The sequence below is a fragment of the Shimia marina genome, assembly GCF_001458175.1.
Classification (GTDB): Bacteria; Pseudomonadota; Alphaproteobacteria; order Rhodobacterales; family Rhodobacteraceae; genus Shimia; species Shimia marina.
Window position 1 is genome coordinate 88826 of sequence record NZ_CYPW01000032.1, and the last position, 21612, is coordinate 110437.

Here is a 21612-nt window from a genome sequence, read left to right on the forward strand (position 1 = left end):
GACGTGGTGGCCTCTGATGATGTGCAGGATCTGATGCGGCGGGAGGCTGATATTGCGGTGCGCCATGTGCGCCCGGAACAGCCGGATCTGATCGCGCGTCTGGTGCGGGAGGCCAATGGATATTTCTATGCCGCCACAGATTATCTGGAACGGCGTGGCAGGCCGCAGGCGCTGGAAGATCTCACCGCCCATGATTTTATTGGCTCCGGCAATGTGGCACGGATGCTGGCGCATCTCACGCCTTTGGGGTTTCCAATCACGGAGGAGAATTTTCGCACCGGATCCGACAGCGGGCTTGTGGCGTGGGAGATGTGCAAACAGGGGTTTGGCATCGCGCCCATGGCTGAGGAAGTGGCGGAGATGACACCGGGGGTGGAGCGTATCCTGCCGAAGCTGGATCCGATTGTCTTCCCAATCTGGCTGACCACACATCGCGAGTTGCACAACAGTCGCCGTATGCGGCTGGTGTTTGATACATTGGCGGCGCATCTCGCCGGATCATAACAAAAACGCGCCCAACAGGGGGCGCGTTTTCTGATCTTGATACTGTTTGGCGGATGTATCAGCCGCGCAGAGTGCCGCCGGTGGCCTTGGTCACCTTCTCGACGATCTTGGCCGCGACGGCCTCAATATCGGCTTCTTTCAGCGTCTTGTCGGTGGGTTGCAGGCGCACGGTGATGGCGAGGGATTTTTTGCCCTCTCCCAATGCGCCTCCGATGAACTCGTCAAAGACGCGCACGTTTTCGATCAGCGCCTTATCTGCACCCGCCGCCGCATTCACCAGCGTCAGTGCTTCGACATCGCCATCCACCACAAAGGCAAAATCACGTTCCACCGCCTGCAGGTCAGACATGGTCACAGCGCCTTTGGAAGCGGACTTTTTGCGTGGCAGCGGGATGTCGGCGATGTGGATAGCAAAGGCCACAACCGGGCCTTTCACATTCAAAGCATCCAGAACCTTTGGGTGGATTTCCCCAAAGGCCCCAAGGATTTTCTTTGGACCCAGACCAACCTTCGCGCTGCGGCCCGGATGCCACCAGCCATTCACACCGCGGTTGTAGGTCAGCTTGGCAGGCGCGCCGAGCGCTTCCATCACCGCTTCCATATCCGCTTTGGCGTCATAGATATCCACGCCACGGCTTTCGCCATGAATGTCTTTGCCAACAGTGCGACCCACCAGAATACCGGTCAGCAGGTTTTCCTGCTCGCCGGGCTCTCCACCGTGGAACACGGCGCCACATTCAAACAGCGCCATATCCATGAATCCACGTGCCTGATTGCGGGCTGCGGCTTGCAATAGGCCTGGCAGCAGGGAGGGGCGCATGTGGCTCATCTCGCTGGAAATCGGGTTTTCCAGCATGGTCGCATCAGAGCCACCGCCAAACAGTTCTGCCGCCGCTTTGTCGATGAAGCTGTAGGTCACACATTCATTGTAGCCCAGTGCGGCCGTCGTGCGGCGCGCGATCTGCTCGCGTTTTTGCATCGGCGACAGGATCTGCTCTGGCAGACCTGCGGTGGCGCGCGGCATGGGCTTGCCTTCCAGCTTGGTCAGTGAGGCGATGCGCGCCACCTCTTCGACCAGATCGGCAGAGCCACGCACATCCGGACGCCAGCTTGGCACATGGGCCATGTCGCCTTCGATGGTGAAACCAAGGGCTTCGAGCGTGGCGCGCTGAGTCTCGGCAGGGATCTTCATGCCCACAAGAGACTGTACGCGATCTGTGTCGAGCTTATAGGCGCGCGACACATCCGGCACTTCGCCTGCGGTGACGATGTTGGAGGCTTCACCGCCGCAGAGATCCAGGATCATCTGGGTGGCATCTTCCATGGCCTGCATGTTGTAAGCCGGGTCGATGCCACGTTCATTGCGGTAGCGTGCGTCGGTGTTGATCTTCAGGCCACGGCCTGTGTAGGCGATCTGAATGTGATCCCAAACCGCGGCCTCAAGGAAGACATTGGTGGTTTCCTCGGTGCAGCCGGTGGGCAGGCCACCCATGATGCCGCCGATGGATTCCACGCCTTCATCATCAGAAATCACCACCATGCCGGGTGCAAATGTGTATTCTTTTTCGTCCAGCCCCATCAGGGTCTCACCGCCCTGAGTGCGGTGCACCCGCAGGTTGCCGTTGACCTTGTCGGCGTCAAACACATGCAGCGGGCGGTTGCGGTCAAAGGTGAAGAAGTTGGTGATGTCCACCAGCGCGGAAATCGGGCGCAGGCCGATGGCTTTCAGGCGGTCCTGTAACCACTGTGGGGAGGGGCCGTTTTTCACACCTTTGATCAGACGTCCGGCAAAGACTTCGCAGCCGTCGGTCTTGGTGTCGTCATCAATGGTTACGGAGATCGGGCTCTCAAAGGTGCCTTCGATGGTTGCGGTTTTGGCGGGTTTCATCTTGCCCAGACCCCGCGCCGCCAGATCCAGCGCGATGCCGCGCACGCCCAGAGCATCCGGGCGGTTTGGCGTGATCGCAATTTCGATCATTGTGTCCACTTTCGACGGGCTGTTTGCCGCCAGCCAGTCGACAAATCTGTCGCCCACTTCGCCAGAGGGCAGTTCGATGATGCCGTCATGTTCATCTGACAGCTCCAGCTCACGCTCAGAGGCCATCATGCCATAGCTTTCCACACCACGGATTTTGCCCACGCTGATGGTGATATCCAGACCGGGAATATACATGCCGGGTTTGCAGACAACCACGGTGATGCCTTCGCGCGCATTGGGCGCACCACAGATGATTTGCAGTTCCCCTTCGTCGGTGGCGACCTTGCAAACGCGCAGCTTATCTGCATCCGGGTGCTTTTCGGCATGCACCACTTTGCCGAGGGTAAATCCGGCCAGCCGCTCTGCGGGGTTGGATACGTCTTCTACCTCAAGGCCAAGGTCGGTCAGCGCTTCGACGATCTCGTCAACGCTTGCGTCGGTCTCAAGGTGGTCTTTCAGCCAAGAAAGAGTGAATTTCATCTGTCCGGTGTCCTATGGCAAGCCATGTTTGTTGCAGCAGGCAATGACAAAGATTGCCCTTATGTGCAAGCCTTGCTGCAAGATAGGGATCACGGATAGCTTGGGGTGAGGCCCAAAAGCGCGTCCAATTGACGGCCAATCCACCCATGGGGAATGAAGTGGCCGCCCGGATGCAGATCCAGTGTCACTGCGCCGCCGTCGCAGTCCCAAGTGGTGCGGCTGAGCGTGAGAAAGCTGCGCACCTGCCAGTCACCCTGATCCGTCCCGTCCGCCGCGCAATCCAGCGCGCGTCGCCACAGCGCCACGGGGTAGGTGGTGTCACCATGCGGCCCCATAGGGAAATCCATCACCGTATCCGCCAACCCATGTACATGGCGCACCTCCGCCGGGGCCTCTGCACAGGTTTCGCTCTGATCAAGGCTGCCCGCGATTGCCAGAAGTGCGGCAACGTCGTCGCCGCTGGCGCAGGCATAGCGCCACGCCATAGCGGAGCCAAAAGAGTATCCGGAGACGTAGATTTTCGTGGCATCCACCGGGAAGCGTTGCGCCACATCTGCCAGCACCGCATCGGCAAACGGCACATCCGGGCTGTCTGCGTTCCAGAAATTCCAGCTTTTGTTAAGGCCATTGGGGGTCACCAGAAGCACGCCACGCCGTTTGGTGGAGGCCCCCACACGATCAGAACGCTGTGCATGGGTGCCGGTGCGCGACCAGCCGTGAAAATGCAACAACACAGGCAGAGGGGTGATGCCATCCCAACCGTCCGGGGCCATCACATGATAGGAGCGCTCCCCCAAAGGGCAGGCGATATCCTCGCCGCAGGCTGCGGCATCGCTTTTCCATGGTCCCATGGCAGCGAGGAAAAAGAGCGCCACACAGGCGGAGAGGCGAAGGGCAAGGCGTGTCATGACGCTGACATTAGCCCAGCGGGGCGGTGTGTCACGTCACATATATGTGGGGCAGCGGAGATGTGTCAGGCGGCCACACCGATGTGGGTCAGCCAGTTGGAGAGTTCGCGCATGCGCATATGTGGGGACAGATCACCGGCGCGCACGCCCAGCCGTTCTGCTGCGCCTTGATCTGTGTCGGCGCACATCAGATCGGGCACCATGGCGGCATGATCGTCGCGCAGGCTCAAAAATCCGGCAATCCGCCCGATGTCCAGCGCACTCATTTCAGGGTGGTATTGCACGCCCCAGAAGTTCACGCCGCCTTTGGTATAGGCCATGGCCTGAACCTGTGAGTGGGCATTGAAGGCGAGGAGTTCAGCCCCCTCCGGCAGGCGCACCACCTCGTGGGAGTGAATGCAGGGGCTGGAGAGTCCGCAATCGCGCTGGCCAAACATCGGATGCGTACGGCCCGCTTCGGTAAAGGTGACCTGCGCGGCCAGGCCAAATTCCAATCCATTGGGCGAATCGTTCACATGGCCGCCCAGAACCGAGGCCGCCAATTGCATACCATTGCACGATCCCCAGACCGGCAGGCCAGTGGCAAAGGCCATTTCCATCGCGGCCCGCAAGGGGGCAGCCCGCGCATCACAGGTGGTCCAATCCACGCCGGATCCGGTGAACACAATGCCATCGACGCCGTCAAACACAGTGGCAGTGAGCGGCGCGGCATAAGGCGCCACCACCCGCAGTTCCGCATGGGGGATCAGCGCCTGAAAAGCTTTCAGGAAATAGGCGGAAGCAGACCGGCTTTGCGCCAGAAGATCGGTGGAGTTGCTTTCAACGATAAGGAGGCGTGTCATGCTGTGTTAAACCGAGTGCGCGTTGGTTACTTACTTCTTGCCCAAGTCTATGAGCTTCGTTGTTTTCAGAGTTCTGTTGCGTTGGGCGACGATGATATCGTTTGAACGGCGCAGCCTTCTGTTAGCAAAGAACAGGCCCGGGAAAATACAAACCCAGCCAATTGGATAGAACACAAATGCCCATTCCCCTAAAGCTGCGGGGAGAAAGGTCATAATCACCGCAGTCACCATCAGAGAGATAAGCCAGCGCCTTGGATGTTTTGAGACTCTCCGGTCCCACCAGTCCAAATAAGCGGCCAAAGCAACTTGAAACTGGTACATCAGCAGGCCTCCTTGAAAGCCTGCTTACGGTAGCGCAAGCTCAAAGCAGGGCTTGCGATCACAGATATTACCGATTCAAACCGCCATGCAGCGTTGGCTGATCCAGCGAGGCAAAGCCATAGTGGCGCAGCCAGCGCAGGTCGCTGTCAAAGAAGGCGCGCAGATCGGGGATGCCGTATTTCAGCATCGCGAGACGGTCGATCCCGATGCCAAAAGCAAAGCCTTGGTACTCATTTGGATCAATGCCGCCCGCCTCAAGCACCTTAGGGTGCACCATGCCGGAGCCCAGCACTTCAAGCCAGTCGTCGCCTTCGCCCACCTTCACGGTGCCACCTTCCCAGCTGCACTGGATGTCCACCTCGGCAGAGGGTTCCGTGAACGGGAAGTGCGAGGCGCGGAAGCGGGTTTTCACTTCGGTGCCGAAGAAGGCAGAGAAGAATTCCTCCAGCACCCACTTGAGGTTCGCCATGGAGATGTCGCGGCCCAAAGCAAGGCCCTCGACCTGATGGAACATCGGGGTGTGGGTTTGGTCATAATCGGCGCGATACACGCGACCGGGGCAGATGATGCGGATCGGCGCGCCGGTTTTCTCCATCGAGCGGATCTGAACCGGGCTGGTGTGGGTGCGCAGCACATGTGGCGGGCGCTCATCCCCTTCGGCGCGATGGGTGTAGAACGTGTCCATCTCGGCGCGGGCCGGGTGGTGGCCGGGGATGTTGAGCGCGTCAAAGTTATACCAGTCGGTTTCAATCTGCGGCCCTTCGGCCACGGAGAAACCCATGTCGGCAAAGATTGCGGTGACCTCTTCGGTCACCTGGCTGATCGGGTGAATGGTGCCCACACGGCGGTTGCGCGCAGGCAGCGTCACATCCAGCCATTCGGTGGCCAGACGGGCATCCAGCGCCGCATCGGCCAGCGCAACCTTCTTGGCCGCCAACGCGGAGTTGATTTCATTTTTCAGCGCATTGAGCGCCGGGCCTGCCACCTGACGCTCTTCTGGGGTCATCTTGCCCAGTTCGCGCATTTTCAGGCTGACTTCGCCCTTTTTGCCCACGGCCTGCAGGCGCAGCTCTTCCAGAGCGGCTTCATCCGCAGCGGCGGCAATGGCGTCGATGTATTTGATGCGCAGATCGTCCATGACAGGGCTGTCCCAAGTGAAGAAATTACCGCAGACCTCCTACCACAAGGCCCATTGATTGCAAGTCTGCTGCTGCGGGTGCAAGCGCGTGCGCCCGCAGCAGGCCTGTTTATTTCCAGATTTGCGCGTCCACACCTTTGGCCAGATCAGGGTGATCTGTGATGTGGAAGCTGGGGGTCTGGCCCGCTTTGCGCTGCGCCTGATAGTCGCGCGCCAGACGGATCACCACGGGTGACAGCAAGGCCAGAGCCACCAGATTAAGCAGCGCCATCAAGCCAATAGACATGTCCGCTGCGTTGAACACCACGCCCACCGATTGCACCGCCCCCCAGATCAGGAACAGCAGGAGGAACACGCGCAGCACGCCAAGCGCCTTGGGCCCATCTTTTTTCAGGAAGACCATGCCGCTTTCCGCATAGCCATAGCAGGCAATTATGGTGGTGAAGGCAAACAGCAATACGGCGATTGCGATGAAATAGGTGCCAAAGGGGCCAAGGAAAGCGGCGGCAGCCTGTTGCGTCATGGCGATGCCCTCAAGCGTGTTGCCATCCGCATCAACCATTTTATCCGCACCGGAGAGGATGATCATCACAGCGGTGGCCGTGCAGACAAGGATGGTGTCGATGAAAACGCCAAAGGCCTGCACAAATCCCTGCGAGGCGGGATGATGGGGCACGGGTGTGGCCGCGGCGGCAATATTGGGTGCAGAGCCCATGCCTGCCTCATTGGAGAAGAGCCCGCGCTTCACCCCGTTGAGCAGCGCAGCAGTCATGCCTCCGGCGGCTCCCCCTGCGGCCTCTTGCAGGCCAAAAGCGCCTTTCACGATCTGTACAAGTGCGCCGGGCACATCCGCGGCATTGGTCAGCAGAACATAGAGTGCCACCAGAATATAGGCCCCGGCCATAAAAGGCACCAGTAGAGAGGCCACGCGGGTGATCGCACGAATGCCACCAAAAATCACAAGGCCCGTGGCCCCTGCCAGCAGTACGCCAGAGAGAATTTCCGGCACCTCAAAGGCGCGGTGCATGGCCTGTGCGATGGAATTGGATTGCACCGCATTCACCACCAGACCGAAAGCAAAGATCAGGAATATAGAGGACAGTGCCCCCAGCCAGGGCATGTTCAGGCCACGTGCGATGTAAAACGCGGGGCCGCCGCGGTAGTTGCCGCTGTCATCGCGGGTTTTATAGAGCTGGGCCAGCGCCGCTTCTGCAAAGGAGGTGGCCATGCCCAAAAGCGCCACAATCCACATCCAGAAAATCGCCCCCGGCCCGCCCAGAGAAATCGCCACGGCCACCCCGGCAAGGTTTCCGGTGCCAATGCGGGAGGCAAGGCTGACTGCAAGGGCCTGAAACGGCGAGATGCCTGCATCATCCGGGCTGCGCGCCACCATCGTCAGGCGGATCTGTTCTTTGAAGTTCACGATCTGAATGAAGCGCAGACGCAGGGTCAGATAGGCGCCAATGCCAAGCAGAAGATACATCAGCAGGTAGCCCCACAGGATGCCGTTCATCTGATTGACGATGAGATTGATGAGATCCAGCACGCTGGTTGTGATCTGGCTCAGGACAGTATCCGGAGCGGCGGTTTCCGCGGAAGAGGTGGTCATGGGTACCCTGCATGTGATGGCGGGTGGCCTTGCGGAGGATCATCGGCCTTGCAGATCCTAAAACGGCGGCCTCCGCCGAAAAATCTGGGGCCCCCTACGCCTCTTTTGGATCGAGGGAAACCCCTTTTTTGCTTGAAGCTGCCCGGAGCGGCCCCCACAAATCCGTGATCCGATTTCAGGGGTCGGTGAAGGAGGGCGCGTCAGCTTCGGGCCCCTGTGATTTTTCACAGCGGTTTGGCAGGCCATTGCATTGCGGCTTGCGACGGGGCTGTCAAACAGCGCCGAGTTCATGCGGCCAGAATCCTTGTTGCGGCGCCTATGGTCTATTGCGGGCGCATCAGAATGGGCCCGAGGCTGGTTTGTGCCGCAGGTCGTTCGTTTTTTTTGCGTGTGTTGTCAAAGACATGAGCGCCTGCAGCCAGAGCCGGGAAGAGCGCGAACATCTCCGCATGTGCGGCAACACCACCGCCCCGCGCCGGCAGACCCTCAGGGTGAAAGCACTGGCTGAGCACGCCGTCGCCGCTGACGATCTGGGGGTGTTCAAAAGCGATGTGAAAATAGGTAACGCTTTCGCAGGCGCTGACCCGGACATCGCAGGCATCAACCAGCACGCGGGCTGGGACCAGAATTTCAGGCTCCCCATACAAAAGCTGAGCCCGCCAGCCGGTCAGTAAGAGCAGATGGTCCGGGGAGACCCAATGAGGTTTGAGGGCGCCAAATGTTTCCTGCGCGATCTGGATCGGGGCATATCTGTCCCGGCCGGGCAGCGTGCGCTTGCTCACCCATTGGATGGGTTGAAAGCCATTGTCACGAGTCCAGACCAGATCGCCAGCGCGCAATGTGTCGATCAATTGATGGCCAACTTTGGTGCGGATGCGGGTGCCGGCCGCAAAACAGGCCACGCCAGAAGCGGGATCGGCGCTGGCGATCAGCGGTTGCGAGGATGGGCTGTGTGGTTGTCGCGCGGGAGGAGGGGGCGAGGGGCGTTGCGGCCTGGTGGGCGGTTTGGCCTTGGCAAAGAGGCGTGAACAGTGCCCTTTGGCAGGCCCATCCAGCGCCACCAGACGCTGTGCGCCGGTGCTGATATCGTAAAAGCCGATGAGCCTGCCGCTTGCCATATCCGTGAGAGCAACCGCAATGAGCGCGTCCGTGACAGCTTTGGCATCCTTGCTTTTGACATGGGGCTGCACATGCAGGCGGGGGAATTGGGTCGCTGTCAGCACGAGCCTGCGCATGTTGTTGCTGGAATCGACGGAGACCAGAACATCAGGGTGGGATAGGGGAATGACCTCACTGACACGGCCATCGCGCTGATACAGGGACAGGACAAAATCACCGGGCGCTTCGCTGGGGAAAAGAGTGACTTCGATATAATGCTCCACACCTTTTGGGGCGGGGGATGCATGGGTAATATGCAGCTCGGTGATCCGGGCCATGGAAACCTCCAAACACTGGTACAAATGCGCGGCAAAACACACGCCGCTCCGGTATCATGGGGGTGGTTTGGTAAATAAAGCGTAACTTGTTTCTAATTTGTTCTATTGTTGTTCAATTTATATTCGATCAATGTTCTAGTCTGTCTTGCCCTTATCAAAGATAGGCTGCAACGGCCGCCCCTTCGCGTGCGGTTGTGACCATACGCGCGGTGTACCACGGGGCAGAATCTTGGCCTGCCAGTTCCGGGAAGAGCGATATCAGTTCCTCACGGGTGGCGTCTTCGAGCGTGTCCATGCCTGATTTTCCGGGATAAAAGCTTTCGCTTTCAACGCCATCGACAGTGACGATTTCATGCTGGTCGAACATGATGTGCACATAGGTGACGCTGTCGCATGGGCACTGGCTGACCTGATCGTTGACCACCAGTGATTTGGCCGGTACGAGAATTTCGCTTTCGCCGAACAGCATTTCGGCAAAAGCGCCGGAGACGAGGATGCGGTGATGTGGGGAGACATAATGCGGGCGCTGTGCACCCAGAAAACCCTTGGCCAGTCGAATGGGTGCCAGATCGCCCTTGCCAGGTACGGTGCGCTGTCCGATCCAGCCGACTGGTTTGAAACCATTGTCGCGGGTGATCACCAAATCCCCGACTTTGAGGCTTTCCACTGGCTTGAGACCATCCGGAGTGATGATCTGGGCGCCTGCAACAAAGCAAATCATGCCGGTTGCACCGGGATCAACGCTTTCGTAAACCGCTGTACCCGGGTTGGGTTGGTTGAATTGAATGGTCGTGGTGGTGGCGTTGGGGCCGAAAGGAACCGCGATGTTTTCAGAGGTGGCACCGCTGGCCGCACCATTGGTGGCGGTGATGTTCCGGGTGCCTCCGCCAATGTCATAGAAATCAAAGACCGTGTTGGTCGTTGTATTGGTGAGCGCAAAAGCTTCGTAATTTCCCGCCGTATTGCCGTTCGGATCGGTCAATTGGATCGGATAGACATCAGCTGAAATAACATAGACCAATTCGCCACCTGCTCCGGTGGAAACGGTGATGCCCGGATCATCCAGCCGCAGGCGAAAACCTTCTGTGCCATTGGCTTCGTAAAAGGAGGCAACAAAGTCGGCAGGATTTTCGTTGGGGTTCAGGGCAATTTCAAGAAATTCACTGACACCGCTGCTCGCGGCATAGGCGTTTGAATAATGTAGCTCACTGATACGCGCCATACAGATAGTCCCCCGGCAGATACCTCTTTCTCATTGAAAATTTTGGAGAATCTTGGGGGGGAATGTGGCGATAAATGGATTTTTAGATAATTTTGCCCGTTTGGCTGTGCCGCGTTTTCTGGCTGATCAGCGCTGAACAGCAGGAAGCGGGAGCGCCCTGCTGTTTGAGGGGCGATATGTTACTTCGTGAGTTTGACCGCAGTGCCAGAAAGCTCGCGGCAGCCCCAGCTCAAAGCGCAGACTTTGACGTCGGATATGCTGGCATTGATAACGGCATCGGCGTTGAGCTCTGCGGCTTCGATTCTCAGTTTTTGTTCGGCTTGTTCCTGAGTTGGGTTGGCATGAAAGGCCGTGGCTTTGCCGACGGTGCCTTTTACAGGGCCCAAGACTTCGAAGTTGCCGTTGTTGATAGTGTCTGCGCTCGTGATCTGAATTTGATCGACTGGTGTCGGAGCTGTTGTTTCCAGTTGTTCTTTTTGTTTCTCAATTTCAGCCGGGTAGGTGAGGGCATCACCGCATGCGCTGAGCGTGACGGCGGCAATAACAAGTGCAAAGTATTTCAAAAGTGCAGTCCTGATTTGAATGGATCCATAAAGGACACGGTGACTTCGTGCAGTATGTTATAGTTGCATATTGCGCACGTGCACTCGTAAAGAGTGTATTGCTGCCAATTATAAGTCAAAAGCAAAAAGCCCGGCAGAACAAACTGCCGGGCTTTTCTGAATTGTTTGTCGCTGTGGCTTAAGCTGCCAGAGCGCCTTTGGCCTGATCCACGATTGCAGCAAATGCTTCGGGCTCATGCACGGCCAGGTCGGCCAGAACCTTACGGTCCACTTCGATGCCAGCCAGGTTCAGGCCGTTGATGAAGCGGGAGTAGGTCAGCGCCTCGTCGTGTGCGCGGACAGCAGCGTTGATACGCTGGATCCAGAGCGCACGGAAATTACGCTTCCGGTTCTTACGGTCACGAGTTGCGTACTGGTTCGCCTTATCAACGGCCTGACGTGCCACCTTGAAGGTGTTTTTACGACGGCCGTAGTAGCCTTTAGCGGCCTTGACGACTTTCTTGTGACGGGCGTGGGTTACGGTACCACCTTTAACGCGGGACATATATCAATCTCCTCTTAGCGGTCGTAGGGCATGAAGCCCTTGACGATCTTCGCGTCCGGTGCGGACAGCGTTGTGGTGCCGCGTGCATCACGCAGGAATTTGTTGGTGCGTTTGATCATGCCGTGGCGCTTACCGGCTTGGCCGGCTTTCACTTTGCCAGAGGCAGTGACCTTGAAGCGCTTTTTGGCGCTCGACTTGGTCTTCATCTTAGGCATTTCCGTCTCCTTTATATTCGGTCGGTGACAAACGCGACTCGGCATGCCATCCAGCCGGTCGCGCGAATAGAGCCGCCGTATAGGGCGCTTAGGTCAGGCGCGCAAGGCCTATTTGCCGCTTTTGCGGCCTCGCACGCCAATGAGGTCAGTTGAGGATATCGGCGATGACCCGCACCACCACATTGGGCAACTCGGCCACGCTGTAGCGCATGGGGTTGAGCATGAGCGCAATGGCAATCACGGCGGCAGACAGCACAAAGGCCGCCATCGGCCCGCGCGGAAAGCGATCATCGACATAGGCCGCGAGCATGGCCGGGATGGAAAACAGCCCGACCAGAAGCCCGATGGTGATCAAATAGTCTGTTGTCATAGGGACGTCCGGAATCTGTCCGGCTGACGCTACTCTGACTCGACGTTGAAAATCAAACGCTCGTCACAAGGCGACACGCGCAGAATGTTGGTGGTGCCCGGTACGTTGAAGGGCAGACCTGCGGTCACCACGATCTGATCGCTTTCCTCCGCATAGCCCAGATCACGTGCGGCACGGGCTGAGGCGACAACGGCCATTTTAAAGCGGCTGACATTGGAGGTGATCACACAGTTGGTGCCCCAGCTGAGCGCCAGGCGGCGGGCGGTGCCGCGCAGAGAGGTCATGGCGATGATTGGCACGCGCGGGCGCTCGCGCGCAATCAGCAGCGCCGTAGTGCCCGATTGGCTGAAGCAGCAGATGGCCGCAACCTGTGTGGTTTCGGCAATCTCACGGGCGGCAGCCACAATGGCGTCGGCCACGCCAGAGCGCGGCTGTGTGCGGCTGGCCTCAATAATTTCGCGGTAGGTGGGATCGCTTTCCACTTCCACGGCCACATTGTTCATCGTGGTGACCGCTTCGATCGGATAGCTGCCCGCGGCGGATTCTGCAGACAGCATGATGGCGTCTGAGCCTTCATAGATGGCGGTGGCCACATCGGAGATTTCCGCACGGGTTGGCATCGGGCTGTCGATCATGCTTTCCAGCATCTGTGTGGCCACAATCACCGGTTTGGCCACATGGCGGCATTTGCGCACCAGGCGTTTCTGGATCGGGGGCACGGCGCTGACCGGCAGTTCCACACCCAGATCCCCACGCGCCACCATGATGCCGTCAGAGGCCGCCAGGATGTCATCAAAGGCTTCCACAGCAGCGGGTTTTTCGATCTTGGAGAGGATTGCGGCGCGACCCTGTGCGAGATCGCGGGCTTCCTGAACATCTTCGGGACGCTGCACAAAGGAGAGCGCCAGCCAGTCCACACCAAGGCCGCAGACAAATTCCAGATCGTCGCGGTCTTTCTCTGACAGCGCGGCCAGTGGCAGCACCACATCCGGCACGTTCACGCCTTTACGGTTGGAGATGATGCCTGCGGTGGTCACCACGCAATTGGCATAGTCTTCGCCGCAGTCTTCGACCTGCAGGCGGATCTTGCCGTCATTCACCAAAAGGTTCGCGCCGGGTTTCAGCGCGGCGAAAATCTCTGGGTGGGGCAGGCAGACGCGCTCTGCATCGCCCTCTGTGCTGTCCAGATCCAGACGGAACTTTGCGCCTTCGACCAGCTCTTCTTCGCCATTGGCAAAAACACCGACACGCAGCTTGGGGCCCTGAAGATCTGCCAGAATGGCAATTGGGCTTTGCAGGTCTTTTTCCACCTGACGGATGATACGGTGTTTTTCGCGGATTTCTTCGTGGCTGCCGTGGCTCATGTTCAGGCGGAACACATCTGCCCCGGCTTCGTGGAGCGCCCGGATCATGTCGTAGGTTTCAGAAGCTGGCCCCAGAGTGGCTACGATTTTTACGTTTCTCAGTCGTCTCATGATCCGTCTTTCTTCGGCTTTGCCCGTCTTGCCCGCAAGTCACTTCCTTGCGTGCTCATCTCTTGATCTGCGCTACCTGTTAACGCTAACAAATGCAAGCTGTCCCTGCATCGAGAATTCCCTTTCTCGCAGAAGTGACCTACATCCAACTATATAGCAATGACAGGCCCATGACATATACACCGTTTTCTATCTATGGCGCTGAACGGCGCGCGCGTTGGCTGATCACCTGTGATCATGCTTCAAATTTTGTGCCCGAGGACATCGCCGGGGGGGATCTTGGCTTGCCTGCCGAAGAGATGGCGCGCCACATCGCCTATGATGTCGGCGCGCGGGGCACCTCGCTGAAACTCGGCGAGCTTCTGGATGCGCCGGTGATCTGTGCCAATTGGTCTCGGCTGTGCATTGACCCCAACCGGGGCATGGATGATCCGACGTTGGTGATGCGGCTTTATGACGGTACCATCATCCCTGCCAACCGCCATGTGGACGAGGCGGAAATCGCGCGTCGGGTTGCCACCCACTACCGCTCTTATCATGACGCCTTGGAAGCGCTGGCGACAGCCCGCGAAGATGTGGTGATTATTGCCATGCACAGCTTTTCGCCCAAGCTGAAAGGCCGCGCGCCGCGCCCTTGGGAGATTGGCGTTCTGCATGCCCCGCAGGAGGATCGCTTTGGGCGCGCGCTGATCACGCGGCTTGCGCGCGAAGAAGATCTGACCGTTGGGGACAATGAACCCTATGACGGCTATCTTCCCGGTGACAGCATTGACCAGCATGCGCTGGCCTCAGGGCGTCTCAATGCGCTGATCGAGCTGCGCCACGATGAGATCGACACAGAGGCAGGTCAACAGGCATGGGCAGAGCGACTGGCGCCGATCCTAACCGATACCTTGCGCGAAGGTGGCTTCTGAGCGCAGGATATTGGCGCCAAATCCAAAGCCTGGGCCCTTGAGAGACAGGGAGGTACTCCCCATCTCAAATATGGGACAAACACAGCTGAAAGGAGGCTGACATGACCCAGGCGACTCTTACGGCTTTCTTTGGATGGATGACGGTGATTCACATCGGGCTTCTGCTTTTTGCCACGGTGATGATCTACGGGTTGCGCGATGTGATCAGTGATATCCATGCACGGATCAGTGGGGTGGAAAAACGCTCGCTGGCACCGCTCTATTTTCAGTGGCTGGGCACCTATAAAGTGTTGATCTTTGTCTTTGCCTTGGTGCCGTGGCTCGCACTGACGTTATTGTGACGCGCTTGCTCTGAGAGGCGCGGATTGCTAGGCCTGAGCCACAGCAGCATGTGTGCCCCATTCACGGGCCCCAAAGGATAAGCCATGGACAAGCAGACCCAGATCGAACTCGAAGCCGCCGCTTTTCGCACCCTGCGGGAGCATCTGATGGAAAAGCGCACCGACGTTCAGAACATCGACATGATGAACCTCGCGGGTTTCTGTCGCAACTGCCTGTCGCGCTGGTATCAGGAAGCGGCCAATGAGCGCGGCATCGAGATGGACAAAAACGAGGCGCGTGAGATTTTTTACGGCATGACCATGGATGACTGGAAAGCCAATTATCAGACCGACGCGAGCGCCGAAAAACAGCAGGCTTTTGAAAAGTCATTTGCCGAGAACGTCGGCACGGACAAAGCCTGAAGTCCTGCCGCTCGGCAAACGTTCCTCAGAAGTATCACAGACGGAGGCCCCATGCGGCCTCCGTTTTTTGTAAAGGGTTTGGCAAGGATTTCGGCAAGAAAGCGGCATGCTCCTGCCCCATTGCAGCCTGATTCCCGCGCTACCCCTTACTCAAGGTTTGGGATGGCGTGAGGAAAAGACATGCTCGCAATTATAGCAATTACCGCAGTGTTTGGTGTTGGCATGATGGCTGACATGTTGTCGGGCTATGGTCTTCCGGATGAGGGTGCCGCAGATGAAAGCGAAGACCCCGCTTCAGATCCCAGCTACATGCCCAGTCAGGCGGAGTTCGCCTCTGCAGACGGTTTGATGTCGCTGACCGGTGATGATGATGATTTTGAGGGCGGTGCCGAGGATGACACGGTGCTGGGCGAAGGCGGTAATGACGTGCTGCGCGGCGGCAATGGTGCCGATTGGCTTGATGGCGGCGCGGGCAATGACACGTTGATGGGCGGTGCCAGCGGTGATGCGCTGAGCGGAGGTGCCGGAGAGGACTACATCCTTGGCGGTGCGGGCGAGGATGCCGTGACCGGCGGTGTTGGTGATGATACCATCGCGCTGGGCGACAATAACGATATCTATGACGGCGTGGGCGCGGGCAATCTGGGGTTCTCAGAGGCTGGGGATGATGTTGTGCGGGGCGGTGCGGGCAATGATTTCCTGCGCGATTTTGACGGGCAGGACACCCTTCTGGGCGGGCTTGGCAATGACACGCTGAATGGCACACATCCAGACAGCCTTGATGAGATGGCGGATGTCTTGGAGGGTGGTTTTGGCGAGGACGCGCTTGTTGGGGACAATGGTGATACATTGACCGGCGGCGCGGGCACGGACAGCTTTGAAGTGGCGTTTGAGTTTGATCAGGACCGTGACGCGGTGGTGATCGCGGATTTGGATGCTGCCAATGAGGTGGTGACCTTTGCCGCCAGCGATTTTGGCGCAGATGCGGTGATGGAGTGGGAGGCGGCCTTTGATCCAGATAGCGGCACCGCCACCATTTTGCTGTCCGGGTCTCACACGGTGGAAGGCACGCTTGTGACCCTTGATCAGGAGCCAGCGTTGATCTTGCAGAATATGACCGCCGAATCCGTCACGCAGTTGCAGGTCACGCTGGACTATGCCGCCTGATCTCAGCGGTTGAGCTCATGCTCATAGCGCTGTTTGGCAATCTCCTCATTTTGGGTGGATTTCTTGTGGTTGGCGAGCGCGCCTTCCACATAATCCAGATGGGCAATCACGGCCTCCCGCGCGGCTTTGGAATCACGGGCCTGCAAGGCGGCGTTGATGGCGCGGTGCTGTTCCAGAAGTTCGCCCCGCGTGGTGCGCTGCTTGAACATGATCATGCGGTTGTAAAACACGCCTTCGCGCAGCAGCTGATACATCGAGCGCATCATATGCAGCATGATCACGTTGTGACTGGCCTCAATGATGGCAAGGTGAAAATCCGCATCCAACTGGGCTTCGTCATTTGGATTACGTTTCGGGTGGGCCGCTTCCATCTTGTCGAACACGGCCTGTATCACCTGCAAATCCGTGTCAGAAGCATAGGCCGCCGCGCGCTCTGCGGCGAGCCCTTCCATGTCACGGCGAAAGGCGATGTAGTCAAACACCGCCTCATCATGGCCTGAAAACAATTGCACCAGCGCTTCAGAAAAGGCGCTCCCCAGAACATCGGCCACAAAGATCCCCGCCCCGGCTTTGGAGGTCAGAAGCCCCTTGTCCTGCAAGGTTGCAATTGCTTCGCGCAGGCTGGGTCGCGACACGCCGAGACGGTCGCTGAGTTCCCGCTCCGCAGGCAGCCGTTCCCCGGGGCGCAGAATACCGCGCAAAATCAGCAGCTCAATCTGTCGCACAACCGATGTGGAAAGCTTTTCGGGCTGAACCTTCTGAAACGGCATGGAAATCCTTCTCGCCTAACTGGTCAGGATATTTGACCACGAGGGCTGGACGAGGGCAAGTCCTCTCCCGACACAGAAACGTTGATAAACGTCTGTGGAACCCAGAATGCGAGGTGGCGGCGTGGTGTCAGGTCAGCGATTTTGTCATGAAGATCGAAGAGCTGTTGGCCTCGTAATCGCCAAAGGGGCCGCAATCTTCAAAGCCATGCGCGTAGTAAAGCCCATGCGCTTCCTTGAGCTTATCGCCGGTCTCCAGCTTGATTGCTGTGAGCTGCGCGGCGCGTGCGGCCGCGTCGAGTTGACTCATGAGCCTGTGCGCAATGCCCTTGCCGCGCGCGCTCGGGTCCACAAACATGGATTTGATTTCCCCATAGCTGCCTTTGTTGGCCAGGGCGACGCATCCCAAAGTCTGCGCGCCCTCACGGGCGACGAAAAACTGAATGGAGGGGATGCAGAGATCGTCGATAGAGAGATAGTGATTGTCTTCGGGATCAAACAGTTCTTGCATCAGGGCATGGCTCGCCTGCAAAAGTGCGGTGGCCTGTGGATCGCGTGGATCGCCTGCAACCACTTCGATGGCGGTGGTCTGGTCTGACATGGCTGTTTCCCCCTCTTGTCTTTTATGAGATCTCTCTCTCAGATCGTCTTGAGCCTGTCCAGAGAGGGCGCGCTATTCTGATGAAAAGGCGGGATATGTGCGAAGATGGCGCCCAATTGCTGAGCGCGCCCACGGAGGTGACCTGGGAGGCGACGTGGGCGGAGACTGCGGCATGCGATGTGGAGAGTGGGTCAAACGCCGGTACAGGCCAAAGATATCCAGAACGCCGGGCGATATCTTGTGGATAACTTTCTGGTAAATCCCATATACAGTGGTTTGCCGTTGACTCACCACAAGCCACCTCTGCACACTTCCTTAATCTAAAGGAATCACAGGACCCACCGCGAGTTGCGCTTTTCCAAACTCAGACTGACAGGCTTCAAAAGCTTTGTGGACCCTACCGATCTGATCATCGCGGATGGTCTGACCGGTGTTGTGGGGCCCAATGGCTGTGGCAAGTCCAATCTGCTGGAAGCGCTGCGTTGGGTCATGGGGGAGAACCGCCCGAAGGCGATGCGCGGCGGGGGCATGGAAGATGTGATCTTCGCCGGGGCCTCCACACGGCCGGCGCGCAATTTTGCGGAAGTGTCCTTGCAGATCGACAACTCCGAGCGCCTCGCGCCCGCCGGGTTCAACGATGATGATGCGCTTGAAATCATTCGTCGCATCACCCGCGATGTGGGCAGCGCCTATAAGGTGAATACCAAGGACGTGCGCGCCCGCGATGTGCAGATGCTCTTTGCCGATGCCTCCACTGGCGCCCATTCGCCAGCTCTGGTGCGTCAGGGTCAAATTGCAGAGCTGATCAATGCCAAACCCAAGGCGCGCCGGCGGATCCTCGAAGAGGCCGCCGGCATTTCGGGGCTGTATCAACGCCGCCATGAGGCGGAACTGAAACTCAAGGGTGCAGAGACCAATCTGGCCCGTGTGGATGATGTGATTGAGCAGCTGGCCAGTCAGCTCAGTCAACTTTCGCGGCAGGCGCGACAGGCGGCCCGCTACCGCGCTATCGGCGAAGAGCTGCGGCAGGCAGAGGGCATGCTGCTCTATCGGCGCTGGCGGGAGGCGGATGACGCCCGTGCCACCGCAGATGAAGAACTGCGTACCCGCACCACACAGGCCGCCAAGGCTGAAGCGCTGGCGCGCGCGGCGGCGGCGCAGCGCACGGCCTGTGATGATGTGGTGCCAGGCAAGCGTGAGGAAGAGGCGATTGCCTCTGCGGTGTTGCAACGCCTTCAGGTGCAGCGGGATGGCCTGAATGATCAGGAAGCCCATGCGCTGCAGATCATTGAAACGCTGAAAAACCGCATCCTGCAATTGGCGCGGGACATGGAGCGTGAATCCGGGCTCAACCGCGATGCCGAAGACACCATTGAGCGGCTGGAGTGGGAACAGCGGGAGCTGGCCAAGGCCAGCGAAGGTCATGAGGACAAGCTTGAGGCGGTCTCTGATGAAAGCCGCGAAGCCGCCAGCGTGCTGCAGGAGCGAGAGGCAGAGCTGTCCCAGCTGACCGAAGATGTGGCCCGTTTGGCCGCGCGCCACCAATCCGCACAACGCCTGCTGGATGACAGTCAGAAGACACAGGCCAAAAGTGAGGCAGAGGCAGAAAAGGCCCGCGCGGCGGTGGCTGAGTCTCAAGGGGCTTTGAGCCGGGCGGCAGAAGATCTGGAGATGGCGCGGGAGGCCGAAGAAGAGGCCATTGAGGCCGCGCAGGACGCGGAAGAGCGTCTTGCAGAGGTCGAGGAAGAGCGCGCCGAGACGCAGAGCCGGGAGGCGGAAGCGCGGGCCGAACGGTCTGAAGCCGAAGGCGAGCTCAACGCCCTGCGGGCAGAGACCACGGCGCTGGCCAAGCTGGTGGAGCGCGATACGGCGGAGGGCGGGCAGATTCTGGACCGTCTGCAGGTGCAGCAGGGCTTTGAAAAAGCGCTGGGCGCGGCGCTTGCCGATGATTTGCGCGCGCCGGAGGTCGAAGAAGATGGCCCATCCGGCTGGTATGTGCTGCCGCAATATGGCGATGTGCAACCGTTGCCGGATGGGGTGACATCGCTGGTGCAGCATGTCTCCGTGCCCGAGGTTCTGGAGCGTCGTATGAGCCAGATTGGTCTGGTGGCCGCCGAGGATGCCCTGCGCTTGCAGCCGCTTCTGAAGCCCGGACAGCGGCTGGTTTCCATGGAAGGGGATCTCTGGCGCTGGGATGGCTATCGCGCCTGGGCCGAAGATGCCCCCAGTGCAGCCGCGCTGCGCCTGCAACAGCTCAACCGGCTCGAAGAGCTCAAACAGGCGATGGCACAGGCCACGGCCCGGACGGATGGGGCGGTAGATGCGCATGAGACGCTACAGACCCGCCTGCGCCAATTGGCCGATGTGGATCAGGCCGCCCGAGAGGCGCGCCGCGCGGCGGATCGTGCGGTGGCGGATGCCAACCGTGCGCTCAGCCGCGCCGAAGCGGATCGCAATCTGGCCGAAGGCAGGCTCGAAAGCCTCGGGCTGGCCGTGACCCGCCACGAAGAAGAGGCCATGGCCGCGCGTCAGCAGCTCACCGAAGCGGAGCGGGCGCTGGCGGATCTGGGCGATCTGGACGCCGCTCGTCAGAGTGTGGAAGACATCAAGATGACCGTGGAAGGCGCGCGGATCATGATGATGTCGCGCCGCTCAGCCCATGATGAGTTGCGCCGCGAAGGCGAAGCGCGCCTGAAGCGCACGCAGGAAGTCATGAAAGAGATCAGCGGCTGGCGGCATCGTCTGGAAACCGCAGAAAAGCGCATGAACGAGCTGGCAGAGCGCAAAGATGCCTCTGAAGAAGAGCTGATTGACGCTGGCGCCGCTCCGGAGGAGATCGCCGCCAAACGCGAAGAGCTCAGCGAAGCGATTGACGCCGCGGAGGAGCGGCGGCGCGTGGCCGCCGACGCGCTGGCCGAAGCCGAAGGCGCACTGCGGGAAGCCGAACATGCGGAGCGCGATGCCGAGAGGCTGGCCAGCGAAGCGCGGGAGGCACGGGCACGCTCAGAAGCGCGGGCTGATGCGGCGCGTGAAACCGTGACCTATGCGGCGGAGCGGATCCGCGAAGAGCAGGAGCTCTCCCCTGCCGAACTTTTGGAACGCCTGGCGCTGGACCCCGACAAGATGCCGGATTCTGAGGCTGTGGAAGCGGATGTCAACCGGCTTAAGCGGCAGCGCGACAGTCTTGGCGCGGTCAACCTGCGCGCGGAAGAAGACATCAAGGAAGTTGAAGAAGAACATGGCGGTCTGGTCAGTGAAAAGGCTGATCTGGAAGAAGCCATCCGCACGCTCAGAAATGGCATTGCCAGCCTCAATAAAGAAGGCCGTGAGCGGCTTTTGACGGCTTTTGAGCAGGTGAATTCCAACTTCTCGCTGCTGTTTACCCATCTGTTTGGCGGCGGTGAGGCCAATCTGGTTCTGGTGGAAAGTGACGATCCGCTGGAAGCCGGCCTTGAGATCATGTGTCAGCCGCCGGGTAAGAAACTGTCGACGCTGTCGCTTTTGTCCGGGGGCGAGCAGACCCTGACCGCCATGGCGCTGATTTTTGCGGTGTTTCTGGCCAATCCGGCACCGATCTGTGTGCTGGATGAGGTCGACGCGCCGCTGGATGATGCCAATGTGACGCGCTTCTGTGATCTGCTCGATGAGATGTGCCGCCGCACCAACACCCGCTTTCTGATCATCACCCACCACGCCGTGACCATGGCGCGGATGGACCGTCTGTTTGGCGTGACCATGGTGGAGCAGGGGGTGAGCCAGCTGGTGTCTGTGGATCTGAAGGCAGCGGAAACTCTTGTGGCCTGATATTGTCTCTG

General features: G+C 59.1%; 21 protein-coding genes. 6 read left to right on the plus strand and 15 right to left on the minus strand.

Annotated elements, in window-relative coordinates; all coding sequences use genetic code 11:
* Positions 1-504, plus strand: a 504-nt coding sequence (locus SHM7688_RS16650; RefSeq protein WP_233486623.1) for a LysR substrate-binding domain-containing protein, incomplete at its 5' end; no start/stop codon positions are given.
* A 58-nt stretch (positions 505-562) separates the two neighbouring features.
* Here the strand turns inward: SHM7688_RS16650 and pheT are convergent.
* The 13 genes from pheT to pyk all read right to left on the minus strand — a co-directional run bounded on the left by pheT (position 563) and on the right by pyk (position 13605).
* On the minus strand, positions 563-2962 hold the full coding sequence (pheT, locus tag SHM7688_RS16655) for a phenylalanine--tRNA ligase subunit beta (RefSeq protein WP_058241076.1): 2400 nt from the start codon (positions 2960-2962) through the stop codon (positions 563-565).
* Between the two features lie 89 nt (positions 2963-3051).
* The gene (locus tag SHM7688_RS16660; RefSeq protein WP_058241077.1) at positions 3052-3870 is read right to left on the minus strand and encodes a CE1 family esterase; all 819 of its coding nucleotides are present in this window, start codon (positions 3868-3870) and stop codon (positions 3052-3054) included.
* A gap of 65 nt (positions 3871-3935) precedes the next feature.
* Positions 3936-4712: a type 1 glutamine amidotransferase gene (locus SHM7688_RS16665; protein ID WP_058241078.1), complete on the minus strand. Its 777-nt coding sequence runs from the start codon at positions 4710-4712 to the stop codon at positions 3936-3938.
* A 30-nt stretch (positions 4713-4742) separates the two neighbouring features.
* Positions 4743-5033 (minus strand): hypothetical protein, encoded by a 291-nt coding sequence (locus SHM7688_RS16670; protein WP_058241079.1) that lies wholly within the window; start codon positions 5031-5033, stop codon positions 4743-4745.
* 67 nt (positions 5034-5100) lie between these two features.
* Positions 5101-6171 carry a phenylalanine--tRNA ligase subunit alpha gene (gene pheS / locus SHM7688_RS16675; RefSeq protein WP_058241080.1) on the minus strand — a complete coding sequence of 357 codons (1071 nt, stop codon included), beginning with the start codon at positions 6169-6171 and terminating at the stop codon, positions 5101-5103.
* Positions 6172-6280: 109 nt separating this feature from the next.
* Positions 6281-7780 (minus strand): alanine/glycine:cation symporter family protein, encoded by a 1500-nt coding sequence (locus SHM7688_RS16680; protein ID WP_083499092.1) that lies wholly within the window; start codon positions 7778-7780, stop codon positions 6281-6283.
* A 323-nt stretch (positions 7781-8103) separates the two neighbouring features.
* On the minus strand, positions 8104-9216 hold the full coding sequence (locus SHM7688_RS16685; protein WP_058241081.1) for a Hint domain-containing protein: 1113 nt from the start codon (positions 9214-9216) through the stop codon (positions 8104-8106).
* A gap of 154 nt (positions 9217-9370) precedes the next feature.
* The gene (locus SHM7688_RS16690) at positions 9371-10438 is read right to left on the minus strand and encodes a Hint domain-containing protein (RefSeq protein ID WP_058241082.1); all 1068 of its coding nucleotides are present in this window, start codon (positions 10436-10438) and stop codon (positions 9371-9373) included.
* Positions 10439-10617: 179 nt separating this feature from the next.
* Complete coding sequence (locus SHM7688_RS16695; protein WP_058241083.1) at positions 10618-11001, minus strand: hypothetical protein; 384 nt, start codon at positions 10999-11001, stop codon at positions 10618-10620.
* 178 nt (positions 11002-11179) lie between these two features.
* Entirely contained in the window at positions 11180-11545 is a 366-nt protein-coding gene (gene rplT / locus SHM7688_RS16700; RefSeq protein ID WP_058241084.1) for a 50S ribosomal protein L20, read from the minus strand.
* A 14-nt stretch (positions 11546-11559) separates the two neighbouring features.
* Positions 11560-11760 (minus strand): 50S ribosomal protein L35, encoded by a 201-nt coding sequence (gene rpmI / locus SHM7688_RS16705; protein WP_058241085.1) that lies wholly within the window; start codon positions 11758-11760, stop codon positions 11560-11562.
* Between the two features lie 145 nt (positions 11761-11905).
* Positions 11906-12130 (minus strand): hypothetical protein, encoded by a 225-nt coding sequence (locus tag SHM7688_RS16710; protein ID WP_058241086.1) that lies wholly within the window; start codon positions 12128-12130, stop codon positions 11906-11908.
* 29 nt (positions 12131-12159) lie between these two features.
* Complete coding sequence (gene pyk / locus SHM7688_RS16715; RefSeq protein ID WP_058241087.1) at positions 12160-13605, minus strand: pyruvate kinase; 1446 nt, start codon at positions 13603-13605, stop codon at positions 12160-12162.
* A 170-nt stretch (positions 13606-13775) separates the two neighbouring features.
* Here pyk and SHM7688_RS16720 point away from each other — a divergent pair, with 170 nt between their 5' ends.
* The 4 genes from SHM7688_RS16720 (at position 13776) to SHM7688_RS16735 (ending at position 16429) form a co-directional block, all read left to right on the plus strand.
* Positions 13776-14519 carry an N-formylglutamate amidohydrolase gene (locus SHM7688_RS16720; RefSeq protein WP_058241088.1) on the plus strand — a complete coding sequence of 248 codons (744 nt, stop codon included), beginning with the start codon at positions 13776-13778 and terminating at the stop codon, positions 14517-14519.
* A gap of 101 nt (positions 14520-14620) precedes the next feature.
* Positions 14621-14860: a DUF6868 family protein gene (locus tag SHM7688_RS16725; RefSeq protein WP_058241089.1), complete on the plus strand. Its 240-nt coding sequence runs from the start codon at positions 14621-14623 to the stop codon at positions 14858-14860.
* A gap of 84 nt (positions 14861-14944) precedes the next feature.
* The gene (locus SHM7688_RS16730; protein WP_058241090.1) at positions 14945-15262 is read left to right on the plus strand and encodes a DUF1244 domain-containing protein; all 318 of its coding nucleotides are present in this window, start codon (positions 14945-14947) and stop codon (positions 15260-15262) included.
* Positions 15263-15442: 180 nt separating this feature from the next.
* Positions 15443-16429 carry a calcium-binding protein gene (locus SHM7688_RS16735; RefSeq protein WP_058241091.1) on the plus strand — a complete coding sequence of 329 codons (987 nt, stop codon included), beginning with the start codon at positions 15443-15445 and terminating at the stop codon, positions 16427-16429.
* 2 nt (positions 16430-16431) lie between these two features.
* On the opposite strand, the gene SHM7688_RS16740 is transcribed toward SHM7688_RS16735, so the two are convergent.
* Positions 16432-17199, minus strand: a complete 768-nt coding sequence (locus tag SHM7688_RS16740) for a FadR/GntR family transcriptional regulator (protein WP_058241092.1) — start codon at positions 17197-17199, stop codon at positions 16432-16434.
* Positions 17200-17326: 127 nt separating this feature from the next.
* Positions 17327-17797 carry a GNAT family N-acetyltransferase gene (locus SHM7688_RS16745; RefSeq protein WP_058241093.1) on the minus strand — a complete coding sequence of 157 codons (471 nt, stop codon included), beginning with the start codon at positions 17795-17797 and terminating at the stop codon, positions 17327-17329.
* Between the two features lie 348 nt (positions 17798-18145).
* Between SHM7688_RS16745 and smc the strand changes: the two genes are divergently transcribed.
* Complete coding sequence (gene smc, locus SHM7688_RS16750; RefSeq protein WP_058241094.1) at positions 18146-21601, plus strand: chromosome segregation protein SMC; 3456 nt, start codon at positions 18146-18148, stop codon at positions 21599-21601.
* Positions 21602-21612: the final 11 nt, after the last annotated feature.